The 20,004-nt window shown below is 58.5% G+C and carries 16 protein-coding genes; 2 read left to right on the top strand and 14 right to left on the bottom strand.

The genetic code is table 11. The features are described from left to right. The 10 genes from ACR0BK_RS18295 to rplJ form a co-directional block, all read right to left on the bottom strand. Positions 1–111 (bottom strand): GTP-binding protein (locus ACR0BK_RS18295; RefSeq protein WP_170744588.1); only part of this gene is annotated, 111 nt, incomplete at its 3' end. Between the two features lie 60 nt (positions 112–171). Further along, on the bottom strand, positions 172–2,289 hold the full coding sequence (gene fusA, locus ACR0BK_RS18290) for an elongation factor G (protein ID WP_480474062.1): 2,118 nt from the start codon (positions 2,287–2,289) through the stop codon (positions 172–174). A gap of 18 nt (positions 2,290–2,307) precedes the next feature. Beyond that, positions 2,308–2,778 carry a 30S ribosomal protein S7 gene (gene rpsG, locus ACR0BK_RS18285; protein WP_093964348.1) on the bottom strand — a complete coding sequence of 157 codons (471 nt, stop codon included), beginning with the start codon at positions 2,776–2,778 and terminating at the stop codon, positions 2,308–2,310. Between the two features lie 15 nt (positions 2,779–2,793). Continuing rightward, entirely contained in the window at positions 2,794–3,165 is a 372-nt protein-coding gene (gene rpsL, locus ACR0BK_RS18280; RefSeq protein WP_005621086.1) for a 30S ribosomal protein S12, read from the bottom strand. 434 nt (positions 3,166–3,599) lie between these two features. After that, positions 3,600–4,469 carry a DMT family transporter gene (locus ACR0BK_RS18275; RefSeq protein WP_480555831.1) on the bottom strand — a complete coding sequence of 290 codons (870 nt, stop codon included), beginning with the start codon at positions 4,467–4,469 and terminating at the stop codon, positions 3,600–3,602. Positions 4,470–4,607: 138 nt separating this feature from the next. Then, positions 4,608–5,387: an SdiA-regulated/phytase-like domain-containing protein gene (locus ACR0BK_RS18270; protein ID WP_209598267.1), complete on the bottom strand. Its 780-nt coding sequence runs from the start codon at positions 5,385–5,387 to the stop codon at positions 4,608–4,610. 211 nt (positions 5,388–5,598) lie between these two features. Further along, complete coding sequence (rpoC, locus tag ACR0BK_RS18265) at positions 5,599–9,840, bottom strand: DNA-directed RNA polymerase subunit beta' (protein WP_480555830.1); 4,242 nt, start codon at positions 9,838–9,840, stop codon at positions 5,599–5,601. Between the two features lie 52 nt (positions 9,841–9,892). Next, positions 9,893–14,029: a DNA-directed RNA polymerase subunit beta gene (gene rpoB / locus ACR0BK_RS18260; RefSeq protein ID WP_480520912.1), complete on the bottom strand. Its 4,137-nt coding sequence runs from the start codon at positions 14,027–14,029 to the stop codon at positions 9,893–9,895. Positions 14,030–14,279: 250 nt separating this feature from the next. After that, a complete protein-coding gene (rplL, locus tag ACR0BK_RS18255) occupies positions 14,280–14,657 on the bottom strand; it encodes a 50S ribosomal protein L7/L12 (protein ID WP_209507787.1) in 378 nt (125 codons plus the stop codon). Positions 14,658–14,736: 79 nt separating this feature from the next. Next, positions 14,737–15,255, bottom strand: a complete 519-nt coding sequence (rplJ, locus tag ACR0BK_RS18250; protein ID WP_209507785.1) for a 50S ribosomal protein L10 — start codon at positions 15,253–15,255, stop codon at positions 14,737–14,739. 447 nt (positions 15,256–15,702) lie between these two features. Here rplJ and ACR0BK_RS18245 point away from each other — a divergent pair, with 447 nt between their 5' ends. Further along, positions 15,703–16,473, top strand: a complete 771-nt coding sequence (locus ACR0BK_RS18245) for a class II glutamine amidotransferase (RefSeq protein WP_480520914.1) — start codon at positions 15,703–15,705, stop codon at positions 16,471–16,473. 57 nt (positions 16,474–16,530) lie between these two features. Here the strand turns inward: ACR0BK_RS18245 and rplA are convergent, their stop codons facing one another. The 3 genes from rplA to ACR0BK_RS18230 form a co-directional block, all read right to left on the bottom strand. Next, complete coding sequence (gene rplA / locus ACR0BK_RS18240) at positions 16,531–17,229, bottom strand: 50S ribosomal protein L1 (RefSeq protein WP_480474068.1); 699 nt, start codon at positions 17,227–17,229, stop codon at positions 16,531–16,533. 1 nt (position 17,230) lies between these two features. Continuing rightward, positions 17,231–17,680 carry a 50S ribosomal protein L11 gene (rplK, locus tag ACR0BK_RS18235; protein ID WP_480474069.1) on the bottom strand — a complete coding sequence of 150 codons (450 nt, stop codon included), beginning with the start codon at positions 17,678–17,680 and terminating at the stop codon, positions 17,231–17,233. Between the two features lie 124 nt (positions 17,681–17,804). Further along, positions 17,805–17,975 (bottom strand): hypothetical protein, encoded by a 171-nt coding sequence (locus tag ACR0BK_RS18230; protein ID WP_480555829.1) that lies wholly within the window; start codon positions 17,973–17,975, stop codon positions 17,805–17,807. Positions 17,976–18,126: 151 nt separating this feature from the next. On the opposite strand from ACR0BK_RS18230, the gene ACR0BK_RS18225 reads away from it, so the two are divergent. Then, a complete protein-coding gene (locus tag ACR0BK_RS18225) occupies positions 18,127–19,338 on the top strand; it encodes a peptidoglycan-binding domain-containing protein (RefSeq protein ID WP_480474070.1) in 1,212 nt (403 codons plus the stop codon). A 96-nt stretch (positions 19,339–19,434) separates the two neighbouring features. On the opposite strand, the gene nusG is transcribed toward ACR0BK_RS18225, so the two are convergent. Then, positions 19,435–19,968 carry a transcription termination/antitermination protein NusG gene (gene nusG, locus ACR0BK_RS18220; RefSeq protein WP_209507773.1) on the bottom strand — a complete coding sequence of 178 codons (534 nt, stop codon included), beginning with the start codon at positions 19,966–19,968 and terminating at the stop codon, positions 19,435–19,437. Positions 19,969–20,004 lie beyond the last annotated feature (36 nt).

The raw sequence follows: 20,004 nt of genomic DNA, 5'->3' as shown, positions 1-20,004 counted from the left end.
ACCGAAATACTTGGTGATCGCTGCGGTCAGCGTCGTCTTGCCGTGGTCAACATGCCCAATCGTGCCGATGTTGACGTGCGGTTTTGTACGCTCAAACTTTTCCTTTGCCATGATGGCCTCCTTTTTCTGTAATGAAGGGAGCCCCGGAACGGCGCTCCCTCAAATCGTCGCTTATGCGTATTTCGCCTGGATCTCGTCCGAGATGTTCTGCGGAACCGGATCGTAGTGGTCGAACTGCATGGTGAACTGGGCACGGCCCGACGACATCGAACGCAGGGTGTTGATGTAGCCGAACATGTTCGCCAGCGGAACAAACGCGTCGATCGCGATTGCGTTGCCGCGGGATTCCTGACCCGACACCTGGCCCCGACGCGAAGTCAGGTCACCGATGATACCGCCGGTGTATTCTTCCGGGGTGATCACTTCGACCTTCATGATCGGTTCCAGCAGCTTCGCGCCAGCTTTGCGCATGCCTTCACGCATACACATACGGGCCGCGATTTCGAATGCCAGAACGCTCGAGTCGACGTCGTGGAACTTACCGTCCAGCAGGGCAACCTTGAAGTCGATCACCGGGAAGCCAGCCAGAGGGCCGCTGTCCATGACCGAGTTGATGCCTTTTTCAACACCGGGGATGTATTCCTTCGGAACGGCACCACCAACGATGCGGCTTTCGAACGAGTAACCTTCGCCTGCCTCGGTGGGCTGGATCTCCAGCTTGACTTCAGCGAACTGACCCGAACCACCCGACTGTTTCTTGTGGGTGTAGGTGTGTTCGACCGGCATCGAGATGGTTTCACGATAAGCCACCTGAGGCGCACCGATGTTGGCTTCGACCTTGAACTCGCGCTTGAGACGGTCCACCAGGATGTCCAGGTGAAGTTCGCCCATGCCCTTCATGATGGTCTGACCCGATTCCAGGTCGGTTTCCACGCGGAAGGACGGGTCTTCGGCGGCCAGACGGGCCAGACCCTGAGACATCTTTTCCTGGTCGCCCTTGGTTTTGGGCTCGACCGCGATCTCGATCACCGGATCGGGGAAGGTCATGGTTTCCAGAACCACCGGATCCTTCGGATCGCAGAGGGTGTCACCGGTGGTGGTGTCTTTCAGACCCGCCAGCGCGATGATGTCGCCTGCAAACGCTTCTTCGATCTCTTCCCGGTTGTTGGAGTGCATCATCATCATACGACCGATGCGCTCTTTCTTGCCTTTGGTCGAGTTCAGGATCGAGTCGCCCTTCTGCATGGTGCCCGAGTAAACGCGGGTGAAGGTCAGCGAACCGACGAAGGGGTCGTTCATGATTTTGAACGCCAGACCCGAGAAGGCCATGTCGTCATCGGCACGACGTGCGATGTTACGAACTTCTTCCTCGTCGCCGGGTTTGAAGCCCATGTAATCAACAACGTCCAGCGGGCTGGGCAGGTAGTCGATCACAGCGTTGAGCAGCGGCTGAACGCCTTTGTTCTTGAACGCCGAGCCACCCAGAACCGGAACGAAATGCAGCGCCAGCGTGCCTTTGCGCAGCAGTTTGCGCAGGGTCGGAACGTCGGGCTCTTCGCCTTCCAGATAGGCCATCATCGCGTCGTCGTCTTCTTCGACGGCCGCTTCGATCATCTTGCCGCGCCATTCGTCAGCCATGTCTTTCAGGCTGTCACGGATCGGAGCTTTGACCCAGCTTGCACCAAGGTCTTCGCCCTGCCACAGCCACTCTTCCATGGTGACGAGGTCAACCAGGCCTTCCAGCTCGGTTTCGGCACCGATCGGAATACCAACCGGAACAGCACGTGCGCCGGTGCGGTCTTCGATCATGCGAACGCAGTTGAAGAAGTCTGCGCCGATCTTGTCCATCTTGTTGACGAAAACCATACGCGGAACCTTGTAGCGGTCAGCCTGACGCCACACGGTTTCGGTCTGGGGTTCAACACCGGCGTTTGCGTCCAGAACGCAGACGGCACCGTCGAGAACCGCCAGCGAGCGTTCAACTTCGATGGTGAAGTCAACGTGGCCGGGGGTGTCGATGATGTTCAGGCGGTGCTTAGGCGTGTCAGCATTCTGACCGTCTTCGGTGCGTTCCCAGAAGGTGGTAGTTGCAGCCGAAGTGATGGTGATGCCGCGTTCCTGCTCCTGCTCCATCCAGTCCATGGTGGCTGCACCATCGTGCACCTCACCGATGTTGTGGGATTTACCAGTGTAATACAGGATACGCTCCGAGCAGGTGGTCTTACCTGCGTCGATGTGCGCCATGATACCGAAGTTACGGTATAGTTCGAGCGGATATTCGCGTGCCATTTGGATAAGCCTCTGGGATTACCAACGGTAATGGCTGAAGGCTTTGTTCGCCTCGGCCATCTTGTGGGTGTCTTCGCGCTTCTTCACGGCGGTACCGCGGGACTGTACAGCGTCCAGCAGCTCACCGGCGAGGCGTTCTTCCATGGTGTTTTCATTGCGGCCGCGCGCAGCGGTGATCAGCCAGCGGATGGCCAGTGCTTCGCGGCGCTCGGGGCGGACTTCGACCGGAACCTGATAGGTTGCACCACCAACCCGGCGCGAGCGAACCTCGACCGACGGTTTGATGTTGTCGAGTGCTTCGTGGAACACTTCGACGGGCGCGCGCTTGATCTTGCTTTCGACGCGGTCAAAGGCGTTGTAGACGATGCGCTCGGCGACCGACTTCTTGCCGTCGATCATCAGGTTGTTCATGAATTTGGTCAGAACCTTATCGCCAAACTTGGCGTCAGGCAGGACTTCGCGTTTTTCGGCGGCGTGACGACGTGACATATCAGCCTCTCCTTCTTACTTGGGACGCTTCGCGCCGTATTTCGAACGGCGTTGCTTACGGTCTTTGACGCCCTGAGTATCCAGAACACCGCGCAGGATGTGGTAACGCACACCGGGAAGGTCTTTCACACGGCCGCCACGGATCAGAACAACCGAGTGTTCCTGAAGGTTGTGGCTTTCACCGGGGATGTACGAGATGACCTCGAACCCGTTGGTCAGGCGCACTTTGGCAACCTTACGCATAGCCGAGTTCGGTTTCTTCGGTGTGGTGGTGTAAACACGTGTGCAGACGCCGCGTTTCTGCGGGCACTGCTCCAGGTGCATGGACTTCGAGCGTTTTACTTTGGGCTGCCGCGGTTTGCGGATCAGCTGTTGAATAGTTGGCATTCCGGTTTCTTCCCCGTTTGCAACACACATGACATGCACGCAACTGGCGTGCGGCTAACTTCGCTGCGCTGATGCGTCCACAAGCGCAAAACCCACGAGCGTTCCCATTCCGAGGTGAACGTCGCGGTTGTTTCTCAGAGGGCGCGAACTGCAAAATTGTCCGGGCCTTGACCAGCTCATTACTGGAATCGGCTATGGGGCGGCCCCCGGCACCGAGATGACGCGCGTAATAGGGGGAGTCGGCCCGAGTGTCAACAGCACGATACCGGTTGCCCGGAAATTGGCTGATCCGGGCCGTGCCTATATGGGTGCGCAGGCTCAACCGGGTTCATAAAACCGCCCTGCACCAGAAGCGCCAATGTTAAGCTGAACCCGAAACCGGAGGCCGGGTTTCGCCTTCGGATGACCAGTGTTCAGAGCTTTGTCACGCAGGTTCACGCCGCTTCCCGACGCGCGCGTTCCCGGAACAGCGTAAACAGTCCGGCGGCCACGATCAGTGTCGCACCCAGCATGGTCAGGCCGTCGGGCCATTCATCGAATACGGCCCAGCCCAACCCCAGGGCCCAGATCAGGCTGGAATAGCGAAACGGCGCGATGAACCCGACATCGCCCTGACGCATGACAATGACGCTGAACAGATAGCCCATCAGGACGAACACGGCCGCCGCTGCAACCAAAGAACCCGCAGCGCCGGAAACCGGAACCCATCCTTCGAACACCGAAGCAATCGCGGCGGCCACCGTGATGGAAAGAGACGTCGCCAGTGTCACCACCATTGAAGGAACTTGGGGCGACATGCGTCGCGTCACCAGATCGCGAACCGTGATCGAAGCCACTGCGATCAGCGCGTAGATGGAATACAGGCTGAAGCCGTCAGGACCGGGTCTGACGATCAGAACCATGCCGCCAAAACCAATGGCAATCGCCAATATGCGCCGCCAGCCGACCTGTTCGGAAAAGACCAGCGCCGCGCCCAGCGTCACGGTCAGGGGCAGCGCCTGCAGAATGGCCGTCACATTGGCAAGCGGCATGTTCTTGAGCGCTGTCAGGAAAAAGAAGGTGGCCGACAGTTCGGCCAGGCTGCGCAGCGCAACCAGCCACCGGTCGTGGTTTGAGAAATTGAGGTGCAGCGCCCCCAGATAGCGGGCAAGACCGTAGACAAGGAAAACGGCCAGTACGCCCCGCATGGCCACCAGTTGGAACAAAGGCAGTTCCCGAAGCGCGACCTTGACCAAAGTGTCGTTCAGAGTGAAGGCCGCCATGCTGCCCATCATCAGCAAGGCACCTTTGGTGTTTGGGTTCATGTCAGATATGGCCCTGCGCAGAGTGATCGGGCCATTGGCCCAATCGGACAGCCGCCTGTCAACGCATCAAATCAGATCAACGCAAGAATTGCGCTCTGACGCGTGCGGAGCGTGTCGAAACCGCCCGCTGTGCCCGTATCAAAGACCGGATACCCGACCGCCTCCGATACCTTCCACAGCCACCCCGGCGCTGAGCGTGTGCGTTGCAATCAACCCACCGGACATGTCCAGAACGCCAAGCTGGTTGCCGTTCTGAAGCGCAACATAAAGCTCGCGGCGTTTGGAGTTGATGCCAAGGCCAAAGCGTTCGATCTGCACCGCTGCGCCGACCGATGGATTGGTCGCGCGGATCGTCCTTAGGACCGTGCCGTTCAAATCCACCTCGGCGATCAGGCGATTTCGGATGAACAGCACATAAAGCGTGCCGGTCGTTTCATCAAAGGCCAGCCCGCCAATCGGCCCCTGTGGCTGGCTAAGGGTTATGTTGCGCACGAATTGCCCGTCGCGGGTCAGTTCCGCGATCATCACCCCGTTTGGATGGTCGAGGAACAGATGGCCGTCGCTGCCCCGAATGGCCAGCCCGCATTCCTTTATGGGGAACTCGTCAGGTGTGATGCCACCGCATCCGGCCGGAACCCGCTGTGCCGCAAAGGTACGCAGGACACGGCCATTTCGGTCAAGCTCCTGTAGCTGGGTACCGGGAAGATTGCGCAGAAAGATCCGCCTTCTCGGCTCATCATAAGCCAGCCCGACGATCGAGCCGGATATCGGGATCAAGCGCGTCGTGCCGTTCGGGATCACGATCTCACGCGATGGCTGGCCCGGCGGCATCCCCACATAGGCATAATCCGTGCAGGCGGCCATCAGGCCGAGACCGAAAACCGAAAATACGCGCGACAGCTTTGTGACAGCTCTCATCATCCACCCCCGTCACCTGTGTGAATTCGAGACGGATGGTAGCACAGTTTAGCCTAAATCAGAAAAACCCTGCTGTTATTGCAGGTCTCATACAGCAAGCGCGATATGCCAGTGGTCTGGAACTGCCCTAAGTGTGGCGCGCGTTTCAACCCTGCAAAAACAAAAGGCCCCGCGAAATCGCGGGGCCTTCCTTAACTTGTCAATCGGGCGATTACTCGCGGCTTTCGGGTGTTTCCACCAGAACATCCAGCTCATCCCCGACCAGATCATCATCCATGATCGGCGCAGCCAGGGCAGCGGCCGCTTCGGCCTCTTCCCGGCGGGCTTCGATCACCACATTGTCGCGCGACTGCGCGATGTGGCGGACGGCCTGTGTGGCCCCACCGGTACCGGCGGGGATCAAGCGACCAACGATGACGTTCTCTTTCAGGCCGACCAGCTTGTCCTTTTTGCCCTGCACGGACGCTTCGGTCAGTACGCGGGTGGTTTCCTGGAACGACGCGGCCGAGATGAACGAACGCGTTTGCAGCGAGGCCTTGGTGATCCCCAGAAGGATCGGCTCGCCCTGTGCCGGACGACCACCGCGAGCGATGGTCTTTTCGTTGGCTGCGTCGAACTCCTGCTTGTCGACATGTTCGCCTTTCAGCAGGGTGGTGTCGCCTGAATCCAGGATCTCCCACTTCTGCAGCATCTGGCGCACGATGACTTCGATGTGCTTGTCGTTGATCTTCACGCCTTGCAGACGATACACATCCTGCACTTCGTCGATCATGTAGTTCGCCAGCGCCTCGACACCCATGATGGACAGGATGTCATGCGGAGCCGGGTTACCGTCCATGATGTAGTCGCCCTTCTGTACGAAGTCGCCTTCGACAACAGGGATGTGCTTGCCCTTGGGTACCATGTACTCGATGGGCTCCAGTGACTCGTCAGCCGGTTCGATGGTGATGCGGCGCTTGTTCTTGTAGTCGCGGCCAAAGCGCACGTAACCATCGGCTTCTGCGATGATCGCGTGATCTTTCGGACGGCGGGCTTCGAACAGTTCGGCCACACGCGGCAGACCACCGGTGATGTCCTTGGTCTTGGCACCTTCACGCGGAATACGCGCAACAACGTCACCGGCTTCGATCTTCTGGCCATCTTCGACCGACAGGATCGCATCCACCGACATCGGATAGTGAACCGGGTTGCCCGCATCGTTGCGGACCGGTTCGCCATCGTCACCGACCAGAATGATCTCGGGCTTCAGGTCGCTGCCACGGGGGGCCGCGCGCCAGTCAATCACGATCTTCTGGGTCATGCCTGTTGCTTCGTCGGTCTCGTCACGGACGGCAAGGCCCGAAACCAGGTCGACGTATTTGGTGGTACCGGCTTTCTCGGCGATGATCGGCAGGGTGTAGGGATCCCATTCGAACAGCTTGTCGCCACGGGACACTTTCGCGCCTTCCTTGACGAACAGCTTGGAGCCGTAGCCCAGCTTGTGGTTGGCACGCTCTTCGCCGTGATCGTCCTTGATCACCAGCTTCATGTTCCGGCCCATGACGAGACTTTCGCCTGCGGCATTCACCAGGATCTGCGGGTTCTCGAAGGATACGTTGCCGGCTTGGCTTGCTTCCTGGAACGACTGCTGACCACCTTGCGCAACACCGCCGATGTGGAAAGTCCGCATCGTCAGCTGTGTACCGGGTTCACCGATGGACTGGGCGGCGATGATGCCGACAGCCTCACCCGTGTTCACCATGGTACCGCGAGCAAGGTCACGACCGTAACAGGTGGCACAGACGCCTTCCTCAGACTCGCAGGTCAGAGGCGAGCGGATACGGGTCGACTGAACGCCAGCCTCATCGATGATGTCTGCCATCCGTTCGTCGATCAGCTGACCAGCCGCAACAAGCACCTCTTCCGTGCCCGGACGCAGGATGTCATCGGCTGCCACACGACCCAGGATACGTTCGGCCAGCGAGGCGACAACTTCACCATCGTTGACCGCAGCTTCGGCCGTGATCGCGCGTTCAGTGCCGCAGTCGATCTCGCGAACGATGCAGTCCTGTGCCACGTCCACCAGACGACGGGTCAGGTAACCCGAGTTCGCGGTTTTCAGAGCGGTATCCGACAGACCTTTACGGGCACCGTGGGTCGAGTTGAAGTATTCAAGAACGGTCAGACCTTCCTTGAAGTTCGAGATGATCGGCGTCTCGATGATGTCACCGTTCGGCTTGGCCATCAGGCCCCGCATACCGCCCAGCTGTTTCATCTGAGTGACCGGGCCCCGCGCACCGGAGTGAGCCATCATGTAAACCGAGTTCGGCTCCATGTCCGACCCGTCTTCGGCCTTGGCGACGTTCGAGATGGTGCTCATCATCGCTTCGGTCACGCGGTCGTTACACTTCGACCAGGCATCGACAACCTTGTTGTACTTTTCGCCCTGAGTGATCAGGCCGTCCATGTACTGCTGTTCGAAATCTTTCACCTGATCGCGGGTGTCATCAACGATGCCCCACTTGTCATCAGGAATGACCATGTCGTCCTTGCCGAACGAGATGCCCGCCCTGAACGCTTCTTTGAAGCCCATCGACATGATCTGGTCACAGAAGATAACCGACTCTTTCTGACCGCAGTAGCGGTAGACGGTGTCGATCACCTGCTGCACTTCTTTCTTCCGCAGCAGGCGGTTGACCAGATCGAACGGCGCCTTGTTGTTCATCGGCAGCAGGGCCCCCAGACGCAGACGGCCCGGAGTGGTTTCATAGCGCTTCTGAACTTCGTTGCCTTCTTCGTCGATCTGCGTGATCCGCGCGGTGATTTTGGTGTGCAGATGCACCTCACCCGCGTCCAGCGCGTGCTGAACTTCGTCGATCGAACCAAAGACCTTGCCTTCGCCCGGCATGCCCGCACGTTCCAGCGACACATAGTACAGGCCCAGGATCATGTCCTGCGACGGAACGATAATCGGCGCGCCGTTTGCAGGCGACAGAACGTTGTTCGTCGACATCATCAGTACGCGGGCTTCCAGCTGTGCCTCAAGGCTCAGCGGGACGTGAACGGCCATCTGGTCGCCGTCGAAGTCGGCGTTGAAGGCCGAACAGACCAGCGGGTGCAGCTGAATGGCTTTGCCTTCGATCAGAACCGGTTCGAACGCCTGAATGCCAAGACGGTGCAGCGTCGGCGCACGGTTCAGCATGACAGGGTGTTCGCGGATCACCTCGTCGAGGATATCCCAAACTTCGGGACGCTCTTTCTCGACCAGTTTCTTCGCCTGTTTCACGGTCGAAGACAGACCCTTGGCTTCAAGGCGCGAGTAGATGAACGGCTTGAACAGCTCCAGCGCCATCTTCTTGGGCAGACCACACTGGTGCAGCTTGAGTTCCGGACCGGTCACGATGACCGAACGGCCCGAGAAGTCGACGCGTTTCCCCAGAAGGTTCTGACGGAAGCGGCCCTGCTTGCCTTTCAGCATGTCCGACAGCGATTTCAGCGGGCGCTTGTTGGCGCCGGTGATCACGCGGCCACGACGGCCGTTGTCAAACAGAGCGTCCACGGATTCCTGCAACATCCGCTTTTCGTTGCGGACGATGATGTCAGGCGCACGCAGTTCGATCAGACGCTTGAGGCGGTTGTTCCGGTTGATCACGCGACGATACAGATCGTTCAGATCCGAGGTCGCAAAGCGGCCACCATCCAGCGGAACCAGTGGGCGCAGTTCCGGCGGGATGACCGGGATCACGGTCATGACCATCCATTCGGGACGGTTGCCCGACTCGAGGAAGGATTCAACAACCTTCAGACGCTTGATGATCTTCTTGGGCTTCAGTTCGCCTGTGGCTTCGGCCAGATCAGCGCGCAGCTGCTCGGCTTCGGCTTCCAGATCGATCTGGGCCAGCATCTCACGGATGGCTTCGGCACCGATATTGGCGGTGAACGCGTCCATGCCAAAGGCATCCTGCGCGTCCATGTACTCTTCTTCGGTCAGCATCTGGCCGTAGGTCAGGTCGGTCAGACCGGGCTCGATAACGACGTAGTTTTCAAAGTACAGAACGCGTTCCAGATCGCGCAGCGTCATGTCCAGCATCAGACCGATGCGGGACGGCAGCGATTTCAGGAACCAGATGTGTGCAACGGGCGCGGCCAGTTCGATGTGGCCCATACGCTCGCGTCGGACTTTTTGCAGGGTGACTTCCACGCCGCATTTTTCGCAGACAACGCCGCGATACTTCATCCGTTTATATTTGCCGCACAGACATTCGTAATCTTTGATCGGGCCAAAGATACGTGCACAGAACAGACCGTCACGTTCAGGCTTGAACGTCCGGTAGTTGATGGTTTCGGGTTTCTTGATCTCACCATAGGACCAAGACAGGATCCGTTCGGGCGACGCCAGCGAGACTTTGATTTCGTCAAAGACCTTCGGGGGCGTCAGCGGGTTGAACGGGTTGTTGGTGATTTCCTGGTTCATTTTGATACCTCAAATTTTGCGGAAGGGGGGACGGGAGGAAGGGCTGAGGCCCTTACTCCTCAACCTCCGCATCCAGGAGTTCCATATTCAGGCCGAGGCCGCGGACTTCTTTCACCAGAACGTTGAACGATTCCGGTACGCCCGCTTCAAAGTTATCCTCGCCCTTGACGATCGACTCATAGACCTTGGTCCGACCGGCGACGTCATCCGATTTCACCGTCAGCATCTCTTGTAGGGTGTAGGCGGCGCCGTAAGCTTCCAGAGCCCAGACTTCCATCTCACCAAAGCGCTGGCCACCGAACTGCGCCTTACCACCCAGCGGCTGCTGGGTCACCAGGCTATAGGGCCCGGTCGAACGCGCGTGGATCTTGTCGTCCACAAGGTGGTGCAGTTTGAGTAGGTACTTGATGCCCACGGTGACCGGACGCGCAAATTGCTCACCCGTACGACCGTCGAACAGGATCGACTGACCGCTTTGCGAGAAGCCCGCACGCACCAGCGCGTCGTTGACGTCAGCCTCTTTGGCACCGTCAAAGACGGGGGTTGCGATCGGAACACCGCGGGTCACGTTGCCCGCTGCTTCGACCAGCGTCTCCTCGTCCATGCCGGTAATGCCTTCTTCGTAGACATCTTCGCCATAGGCCAGCTTCATCGCCTCGCGCACCGGGGTCAGGTCGCCGGACCGGCGGTACTCACCCAGAGCCTCATCGATGTTCAGACCCAGACCGCGCGCGGCCCACCCCATGTGGGTTTCAAGGATCTGACCAACGTTCATACGCGAAGGCACACCCAGCGGGTTCAGACAGAAGTCGACCGGCGTACCATCGGCCAGGAACGGCATGTCTTCCATCGGAACAACCTTGGAAATCACACCCTTGTTCCCGTGACGACCGGCCATCTTGTCGCCCGGCTGCAACTTGCGCTTTACGGCAATGAAGACTTTGACCATCTTCATCACACCCGGCGGCAGGTCGTCGCCACGGCGGACCTTCTCGACCTTATCCTCGAAACGGGCGTCCAGAGCGCGCTTTTGCACTTCGTACTGCTCGTTCAGGGCCTCGACGATCTGTGCGTCCTGCTCGTCTTCCAGAGCCAGCTGCCACCATTGACCACGGGTCAGGGTGTCCAGCAGCTCCTCGGTGATCACCGACCCTGCCTTGACACCTTTCGGGCCTTTGACCGCAGTTTTACCCAGGATCAGACCTTGCAGACGCGCATAGATGTTGCGGTCAAGGATCGCCAGCTCGTCGTCCCGGTCACGGGCCAGACGTTCGACTTCCTCACGCTCGATCTGCAGCGCACGCTCGTCTTTCTCGACGCCGTGACGGTTGAAGACGCGCACCTCGACGACCGTACCGTAATCGCCCGGCTTCACGCGCAGCGAGGTGTCGCGCACGTCCGATGCTTTTTCGCCAAAGATGGCGCGCAGCAGCTTTTCTTCCGGGGTCATCGGGCTTTCGCCCTTCGGAGTGATCTTGCCGACCAGAATATCGCCCGGCTCGACATCCGCACCGATGTAAACGATGCCCGCCTCGTCGAGGTTGCGCAGCGCTTCTTCACCGACGTTGGGGATGTCGCGGGTGATCTCTTCCGGGCCCAGCTTGGTGTCACGGGCGGCGACTTCGAATTCCTCGATATGGACCGAGGTAAAGACGTCATCACGCGCGATACGTTCCGAGATCAGGATCGAGTCTTCGTAGTTGTAGCCGTTCCACGGCATGAACGCGACGACCACGTTCTTGCCAAGGGCCAGTTCACCCATATCGGTCGACGGACCGTCGGCAATGACCTCGCCCTTCTGGACGGTGTCACCCACCTTGATCAGCGGACGCTGGTTGATGCAGGTGTTCTGGTTCGAACGCTGGAATTTGCGCAGACGATAGATGTCAACGCCAGCGTCGCCCAGTTCCAGATCCTCGGTGGCGCGGATAACGATACGCTGGGCATCGACCTGGTCGATGATACCGGCGCGTTTCGCCTGGATCGCAGCACCCGAGTCGATCGCAACCTTTTCCTCGATGCCCGTCCCGACCAGCGGTGCCTCGGCCCGCAGCAGCGGAACCGCCTGACGTTGCATGTTCGAGCCCATCAGAGCGCGGTTTGCGTCGTCATTTTCAAGGAACGGGATCAGCGATGCAGCAACCGAGACCAGCTGCTTCGGCGACACGTCGATCAGGTCCACATTCTCGCGCGGGGCAAGGGTGTAGTCGCCTGCCTGACGGGTCGAAACCAGATCATTGATGAACTTGCCGTTCTTGTCCAGCGTCGCGTTCGCCTGCGCCACGGTATGACGCATTTCCTCGGTCGCGGACATGTAGTGAACCTCATCAGTCACCTCGGCGTTCTTGACGACGCGGTAAGGTGTTTCGATGAAGCCATACTTGTTCACGCGAGCAAAGGTGGCCAGCGAGTTGATCAGACCGATGTTCGGACCTTCCGGCGTTTCAATCGGGCACATCCGGCCATAGTGGGTCGGGTGCACGTCGCGCACTTCAAAGCCCGCACGTTCACGCGTCAGACCACCGGGGCCAAGCGCCGAGAGACGGCGTTTGTGGGTGACTTCCGACAGCGGGTTGGTCTGGTCCATGAACTGCGACAGCTGCGACGAGCCGAAGAATTCGCGCACAGCAGCAGCAGCCGGTTTCGCGTTGATCAGGTCCTGCGGCATGACGGTGTCGATCTCGACCGACGACATACGCTCTTTGATCGCGCGCTCCATGCGCAGCAGACCGACGCGGTACTGGTTTTCCATCAGTTCGCCGACCGAACGCACACGACGGTTGCCGAGGTGGTCGATGTCGTCCACGTCGCCCTTGCCATCGCGCAGCTCGACCAGAGCCTTGACGCAGGCCACGATGTCTTCGCGGCGCAGGGTGCGCAGGGTATCCGGTGCGTCCAGAGCCAGGCGCATGTTCATCTTCACGCGGCCAACAGCGGACAGGTCATACCGCTCGCTGTCGAAGAACAGGGTGTCGAACAGGGCCGACGCCGCTTCGACGGTGGGCGGCTCACCCGGACGCATGACGCGGTAGATATCCATGAGCGCGGTTTCACGGCCCATATTCTTATCTGCGGCCATGGTGTTGCGCATGTAGGGACCAACATTGACGTTGTCGATGTCGAGAACCGGGATATCGGTGATGCCCGCGTCGATCAGTTCCTTCGCGGTACCGCCGATCAGGTCGCCATCCTTGTCATATTCCAGCGTCAGTTCGTCACCGGCTTCGACATAGATCGCGCCGTTTTCTTCGTTGATGATGTCTTTGGCGACAAACTTGCCAACGATGTGATCGAACGGAACCAGCAGTTCGGTGACAGTGCCCTCGTCGATCAGCTTCTTGACCGCGCGCGGGGTGACTTTCTTGCCTGCCTCGGCAATCACCTCACCTGATTTCGCGTCGATCAGGTCATAGGTCGGACGGGTGCCGCGAACACGCTCGGGGAAGAACGGCGTGACCCAGCCCTTCTTCTTTTCCAGCTTGTAGGAAACGGTGTTGTAATACGCGTCCATGATCGCTTCCTGATCCATACCCAGCGCATAAAGCAGGGTTGTCACAGGTAGTTTGCGGCGGCGGTCGATACGGGCGAACACGATATCCTTGGCGTCGAACTCGAAGTCCAGCCAGCTGCCGCGATACGGGATGATGCGGCAGGCAAACAGCAGCTTGCCCGAGGAATGGGTTTTACCCTTGTCGTGATCAAAGAACACGCCGGGCGAACGGTGCATCTGGGAGACGATCACACGCTCGGTGCCGTTGACGACAAAGGTGCCGTTCGGGGTCATCAGGGGCATATCGCCCATGAAGACATCCTGTTCCTTGATGTCTTTTACCGATTTCGCGCCGGTGTCCTCATCGACATCGAACACGATCAGGCGCAGGGTAACCTTCAGCGGTGCGCTGTAGGTCATGTCACGCTGCATGCACTCTTCGACATCGTATTTGGGTTTTTCCAGATCGTATTTCACGAACTCCAGAACGGAGGTTTCGTTGAAATCCTTGATCGGGAAAACCGACTGGAACACGCCTTTGATGCCTTCGCCGTCTGTGGGCTGTTCTGCATCGCCGGAGCGCAGGAAAAGATCATAAGAAGATTTCTGTACCTCAATGAGGTTCGGCATCTCCAGCACTTCGCGGATTTTGCCGTAATATTTACGAAGACGTTTCTGGCCAAGGAACGTTTGAGCCATGTCAGATGTCACCTTTCGATGTTCTCAGCGGGCAAAGACACCGTCGGGCCCCGGCATCTTGCACAATCGAGACAACACGTCCGGATCAATTCGTGGCCACCGTCCCGAAGGCGGCCTCCCGATCCGAAAACCGTGTCTTAGAAAACGCCCCATTCTGTGAGGCCCTTTCTAAGACAGGTTCGGCTGGACCCGGATTTCTCCGGATCCAGCCAAAATTTTCGGCGCATCAGCGATGCGCCTGAGACCAGGCTTAGGCCAGCTCGACTTCGGCGCCAGCTGCTTCCAGCTTGGCTTTGACGTCTTCGGCTTCGTCTTTCGACACGCCTTCTTTGATCTTGCCGCCAGCTTCGACCAGTTCCTTGGCTTCTTTCAGGCCCAGACCGGTGATGCCGCGAACTTCTTTGATCACGTTGATTTTCGAAGCGCCGGCGTTCTTCAGAACGACGTCGAATTCGGTTTTTTCTTCCTCAGCTGCGCCACCGGCGTCGCCACCAGCTGCTGCGACCATTACGGCGCCGCCAGCTGCGGGCTCGATGCCGTATTCGTCTTTGAGGATGGTTTTCAGTTCTTGTGCTTCCAGCAGGGTCAGACCCACGATGCTTTCTGCGAGTGCTTTCAGATCAGCCATTTTATCAGCTCTTTCCGTTTACAATGTGTGTTCCAACGTCAGGGTAGGTACCCTACGCAGATCATTCAGTGCCAACCGCTTACGCAGCTTCCGCCTTCTCTTCGATGGTGGAAAGGATGCTTGCGATATTGCTTGCAGGTGCGCCAATCGCGCCGGCGATGTTCGAAGCAGGTGCGCCAATGCAGCCCACGATCGAAGCAATAAGCTCCTCGCGAGACGGCATTTTCGAAACGGCTTCAACGCCTTTGCGGTCCAGAGCGTTCTCGCCCATAGCACCGCCGAGGATTTCAAATTTCTTGTTATCCTTGGCGAAGTCCTCGGCCACCTTGGCTGCTGCCACGGGGTCCTCGGAATAGGTAAGAACGGTCATCCCTGTCAGCAGGTCGGCCATGCTTGCACACGGCTTACCCTCGAGGGCGATTTTGGCGAGCCTGTTCTTGGCAACACGCACGGAGCCACCCGCGTCACGGGCACGTGCGCGAAGGTCCTGCATCTCGGCAACTGTCAGACCGGCGTAGTGAGCAACCACTACGACGCCAGAGCTTTCGAAGATTTGGCCGAGTTCCTCGACCACTTTCTCTTTCTGGGCTCTATCCACAGTTCTCTCCAAGTTAGGGGTGAGATCTCACCCCGGCTCATATTTGCCGCGGCTTGCGCCCCGGCGTTCAGGTCCGTTGTTACGGGATTGGCCAAAATTCGCCCGAGGGTGGGACCCTCAGAATTCTTTGGTCTTACCCGTCTCAGGCAGGGAATTAAGGGGCCATATGGCACCACCCACCGTCTTGGACGAAACAAAATAAAGCGCACGACGAATCGCACGCTTTATTCCGCAGGTCTACTTAGGACAGATGGCCGGGGTTTCCAAGAGGTAAATTGTGATAAATCAAACGCAACAAGGGATGACCAAAACAACAAGATCCATTGCGCTGACGAGCAATTGATTAGGTCGAATTACAGGGTTGAGCGCAAAATAGTTCGTGACATTGTTCCAACTTCAAGACTATAACCCGACAATTTTTCTCAGAAACAAGACGAAGCAGAAAAAATGTGTAGAATTGCCGCCTATTGCGGACCAAGTATTCCGCTTGAAAACATCGTCATCCGGCCCCAGCATTCATTGCTGGAGCAAAGCCAGCATGCGGCCGAGGCAAAGCTTGCCGTCAATGGCGATGGCTTCGGTATGGCCTGGTACGCGGATCAGGATCGTCCCGGCCTGTACAGGGATGTCCTGCCCGCGTGGTCGGATGGTAACCTGGTCGATCTTTGCAGGATGATAAAATCCTCGCTGTTTCTGGCCCATGTCCGCGCGTCGACATTCGGCGAAGTGTCGCGCGCAAACTGCCACCCTTTTACATTTGGCAAATGGTCCTTCATGCACAATGGTCAGATCGGTGAGTTCGGGCGTTTGCGCAGACGGCTAGAATCCTCACTGCCGGACGAGCTTTATGCGGCGCGGCGCGGGTCGACGGATTCAGAGCTTCTGTTTCTGCTGCTGCTGGCCAACGGGCTGGATGATGCGCCGCAGGACGCTGTTGTCGCAACTCTGCGTCAGATCGATGCGCTTGACAGTCATCGGACGCAACCGGATCGCATGGCCGTCGCCTTTTCGGATGGACAGAGCCTGTATGCGTTTCGATATTCCAGCGACCAGCGCAGCCCGTCCCTGTATTTCGGGGAAGGGCTGGACCACGGCGGCAAGGTCATTGCATCCGAACCTCTGGACAAGGGCACAGGAAAATGGACGCCCATTGAAGACCGGAGTTTCTTTACCCTGACCGGCGAAACAGCCAGCCATACCGCGTTGCCGTTCAGCTAATCGAAAACGGGCGGTCCGATTGGACCGCCCGCAACATTGCTTTGGCGTGGATCAGGCTTATTCGCCCGAAGCTTCTGCCACATCAACGGTCACACCGGGGCCCATGGTCGAGCTCAGCGCGATTTTCTTCATGTAGGTGCCTTTGGCGCCCGACGGCTTGGCCCGGGCAACAGCCGAGACGAAGGCGCGAATGTTTTCGGCCAGCTTGGCGTCATCGAACGATGCTTTGCCAACGCCTGCGTGCACAACGCCGCCTTTTTCCGCCTTGAACTGAACTTCACCGCCTTTGGCTGCTTCCACGGCTGCTTTCACATCCATGGTCACGGTGCCAACCTTGGGGTTCGGCATCAGGTTACGGGGGCCCAGAACCTTACCCAGACGACCGACGATCGGCATCATGTCCGGGGTTGCAATGCAACGATCGAATTCGATGGTGCCGCCCTGAATGGTTTCCATCAGGTCTTCTGCGCCAACGATATCCGCGCCTGCTTCTTTCGCTTCGTCAGCCTTCGCGCCACGTGCGAACACAGCAACGCGCATGTCTTTGCCTGTGCCGTTCGGCAGGCCGACAACGCCGCGCACCATCTGGTCTGCGTGACGGGTGTCAACGCCCAGGTTCATTGCGATTTCGATGGTCTCGTCGAATTTCGAAGTTGCATTGGCTTTGACCAGAGCAACAGCTTCGTCCACCGACAGGTTTTCCTTGCCAGCGACGGCTTCGCGCGCAGCGCGGGTACGTTTACCGAGTTTTGCCATCTTACTTCACCTCGATGCCCATGGAGCGGGCCGAGCCCAGGATGATCTGCATTGCGCCTTCGATGTCGTTGGCGTTCAGATCTTTCATTTTGGCTTCGGCGATTTCACGAACCTGCTTCGAGGTCACGGTTGCGATCGTTTCACGACCGGGATTCTCCGCTCCACGAGGGCGGTTCCGCTTGCCAACCGGCTTCAGACCAGCTGCTTTTTTCAGGTAATAAGACGCCGGCGGCGTCTTGATGTCCATGGTGAAGGACTTGTCCTGATAGTAGGTGATCACGGTCGGGCACGGCGCGCCGGGCTCCATATCTGCGGTCTTGGCGTTGAACGCCTTGCAGAATTCCATGATGTTGATGCCGCGCTGACCCAGCGCCGGACCAACCGGCGGCGACGGGTTCGCCTGACCTGCAGGAACCTGCAGTTTCATTGTACCAGCAAGCTTCTTGGCCATTTGGTTTTCCTTTCAACTAAGGTGAAACGCGTCTCACCCAGATTATGTTGCGTGGTCCGGCCCGGGATCGCGATCCCGGTAACCTCCCACGAGAGAATCTCGCCCGAAGACGATGGGGCGGCGTTTACAGGGGATCATGGGGGTTGGCAAGTGGCCCGCCATTCAATTCGGGATCACCGAATCGAGTTTCAAATCGATAAACACCGGCGTCGACGCGCCATGGCGGGAAATTGCTGGTCATTCCGGTCAAACCCAGGAAATCCCAGGCGGCCTGTAAAACGAGGTTTCGCGCCATATTAAGGTTTTATTTTGCTTGAAAAAACCGGAGCGAACCCGGCGCCCGACCGACAGATTGCTGTGGCTTCGTTCCTTGCGCAGCATAAATAACCGCGCCATGCTGTGGCTGTGCTATAATCGGGGAAAACAAATTTGTTCGGAGGTTCGTCATGATTATTCGTTTATTAACTATGCTTGTCGCCGCACTGTCTTTTGCGGCGTCCGTTCCCCAGACCGCAAGGGCCGATGCGGGCGACTTCATCGGCGGTGCTGTCGTTGGCGGGGTCGTCGGATACGCGATCGGCAAGGACCAGCAAAAGAAAAAGTCCCGGTCTTCAAGCCAGACCTACCGGTCAGGCATTCCGTCCACCTCGCAAGGGGCGCAGACACAGACCGCGCTCAACTATTTCGGCTATAATGCCGGGCGTGTCGATGGGCAGGTCGGGCATGGGACCCGGTCGGCGATCGAACGCTATCAGGTGTCTATGGGCTATCCTGTGAATGGCTATGATTTCCAGCCCTATCAGTATGACTTTCTGATGCAGGCCTATTACTGGGCGACAAGCGGTGGGCAGGCGGCAACCCAGCTTTCGGGTCAACCGCTTTTGATGGCCTATCGGCAACAGGTGCAAACCGGCTCTGCCTTGGCGGCGGCGCCTCAGACCCAGGCCCCGGCCATCCCGGTTATCACGCCTCAACAGGCCGAACCCGCAACAAGCGCCGCTGAAGCTACGACAGCCAGCCTGCCGAGCCTGTTTTCCGGCGGTACCGGAGGCCCGTCGCTGGCCAATCGGTGCAGCGGGGTCATGCTGCAAACGTCGACCAATGGCGGCTATACGACCCTGTCGAACATGTCCGATCCTGACTTTGCGCTCAGCGAGCAATTCTGCCTTGCCCGCAGCTATGCGATGGCACAGGGTGAAGAACTGATGCAGGACATCCAGGGCCTTACACCCGATCAGGTCGCAGCCCAGTGCGCCGCCTATGGCGACATGCTGGCACCGCAAGTTGACGCGCTGTCTATCAACTCGAAATCAGAGGCTGAAACCCAGGTGCGCAAGCTTGCCTTGGATTCGGGTCTAAGCCCTGCTGATCTTGCCGCGACCAGCAAGGTCTGCCTTGCGATGGGATATCGTCAGGACAACATGGATACCGCGGTTGGCTCCGCGCTGATGCTGGTTGCCATGGGTGAACCCGCATACGGAGAACTGGTCGGTCACCACCTGCGCGAAGGCTTTGGTGTCCAGGCGCGCCGCGACCTTGCGATGCAGTGGTATGATGCAAGCCTTTCGGCGCTGGATTCCGGGTCGCAGGCGGTTTTCCTGCCATCCCAGACCGACCGCCCGCAGCTTTTGCGCGCAGCCATGGTTCAGTCGCAGTAAGCCCATTTGAAAACTGTATCGGCCCGTGTAGGGCTGAAACTGAAAACACCGCGATGCTTTGACATCGCGGCGTTTCGAATTTCTCTGGCAGAACGCTTAGCTTTGCTTGGTGACCTGCGTGAAGTCCAGCTCGACCGGGGTTTCGCGGCCAAAAATCGACACCGAAACCTTCAGCTTTTGCGCTTCGTCGTCCACGCCTTCGACCATGCCGTCGAAATCCTCGAACGGGCCGTCGTTGACCTTGACCTTTTCGCCGATCTCGAAGGTGATCATCAGCTTGGGCGCTTCTTCGCCTTCCTGAACGCGGTTGAGGATCTGGTTCACCTCGGCGTCGCGCATCGGCATCGGGCGACCCTGCGGACCCAGAAAACCGGTGACGCGGTTGATCGAGTTGATCAGATGATAGCCCTGATCCGACATTTCCATATGCACCAGCACGTAACCCGGCATAAAGCGGCGTTCGGTGGTGACCTTCTTGCCCCGGCGCACTTCGATCACCTCTTCGGTGGGCACCAGAACTTCGTCGATATCGTTCTCAAGGCCCTGTTCAGCCACCGACGTGCGGATCTGCTCTGCGATCTTCTTTTCGAAATTCGAAAGAACGCTGACCGAGTACCACCGTTTCGCCATGAACCTGTCGTCCTTGTTTGTCTTCGGGGCATCACA

It is taken from the genome of Ruegeria sp. AF1 (assembly GCF_056542125.1).
The sequence above is the reverse complement of the archived record's forward strand: the minus strand, read 5'-3'. Positions and strand labels throughout refer to the sequence as shown.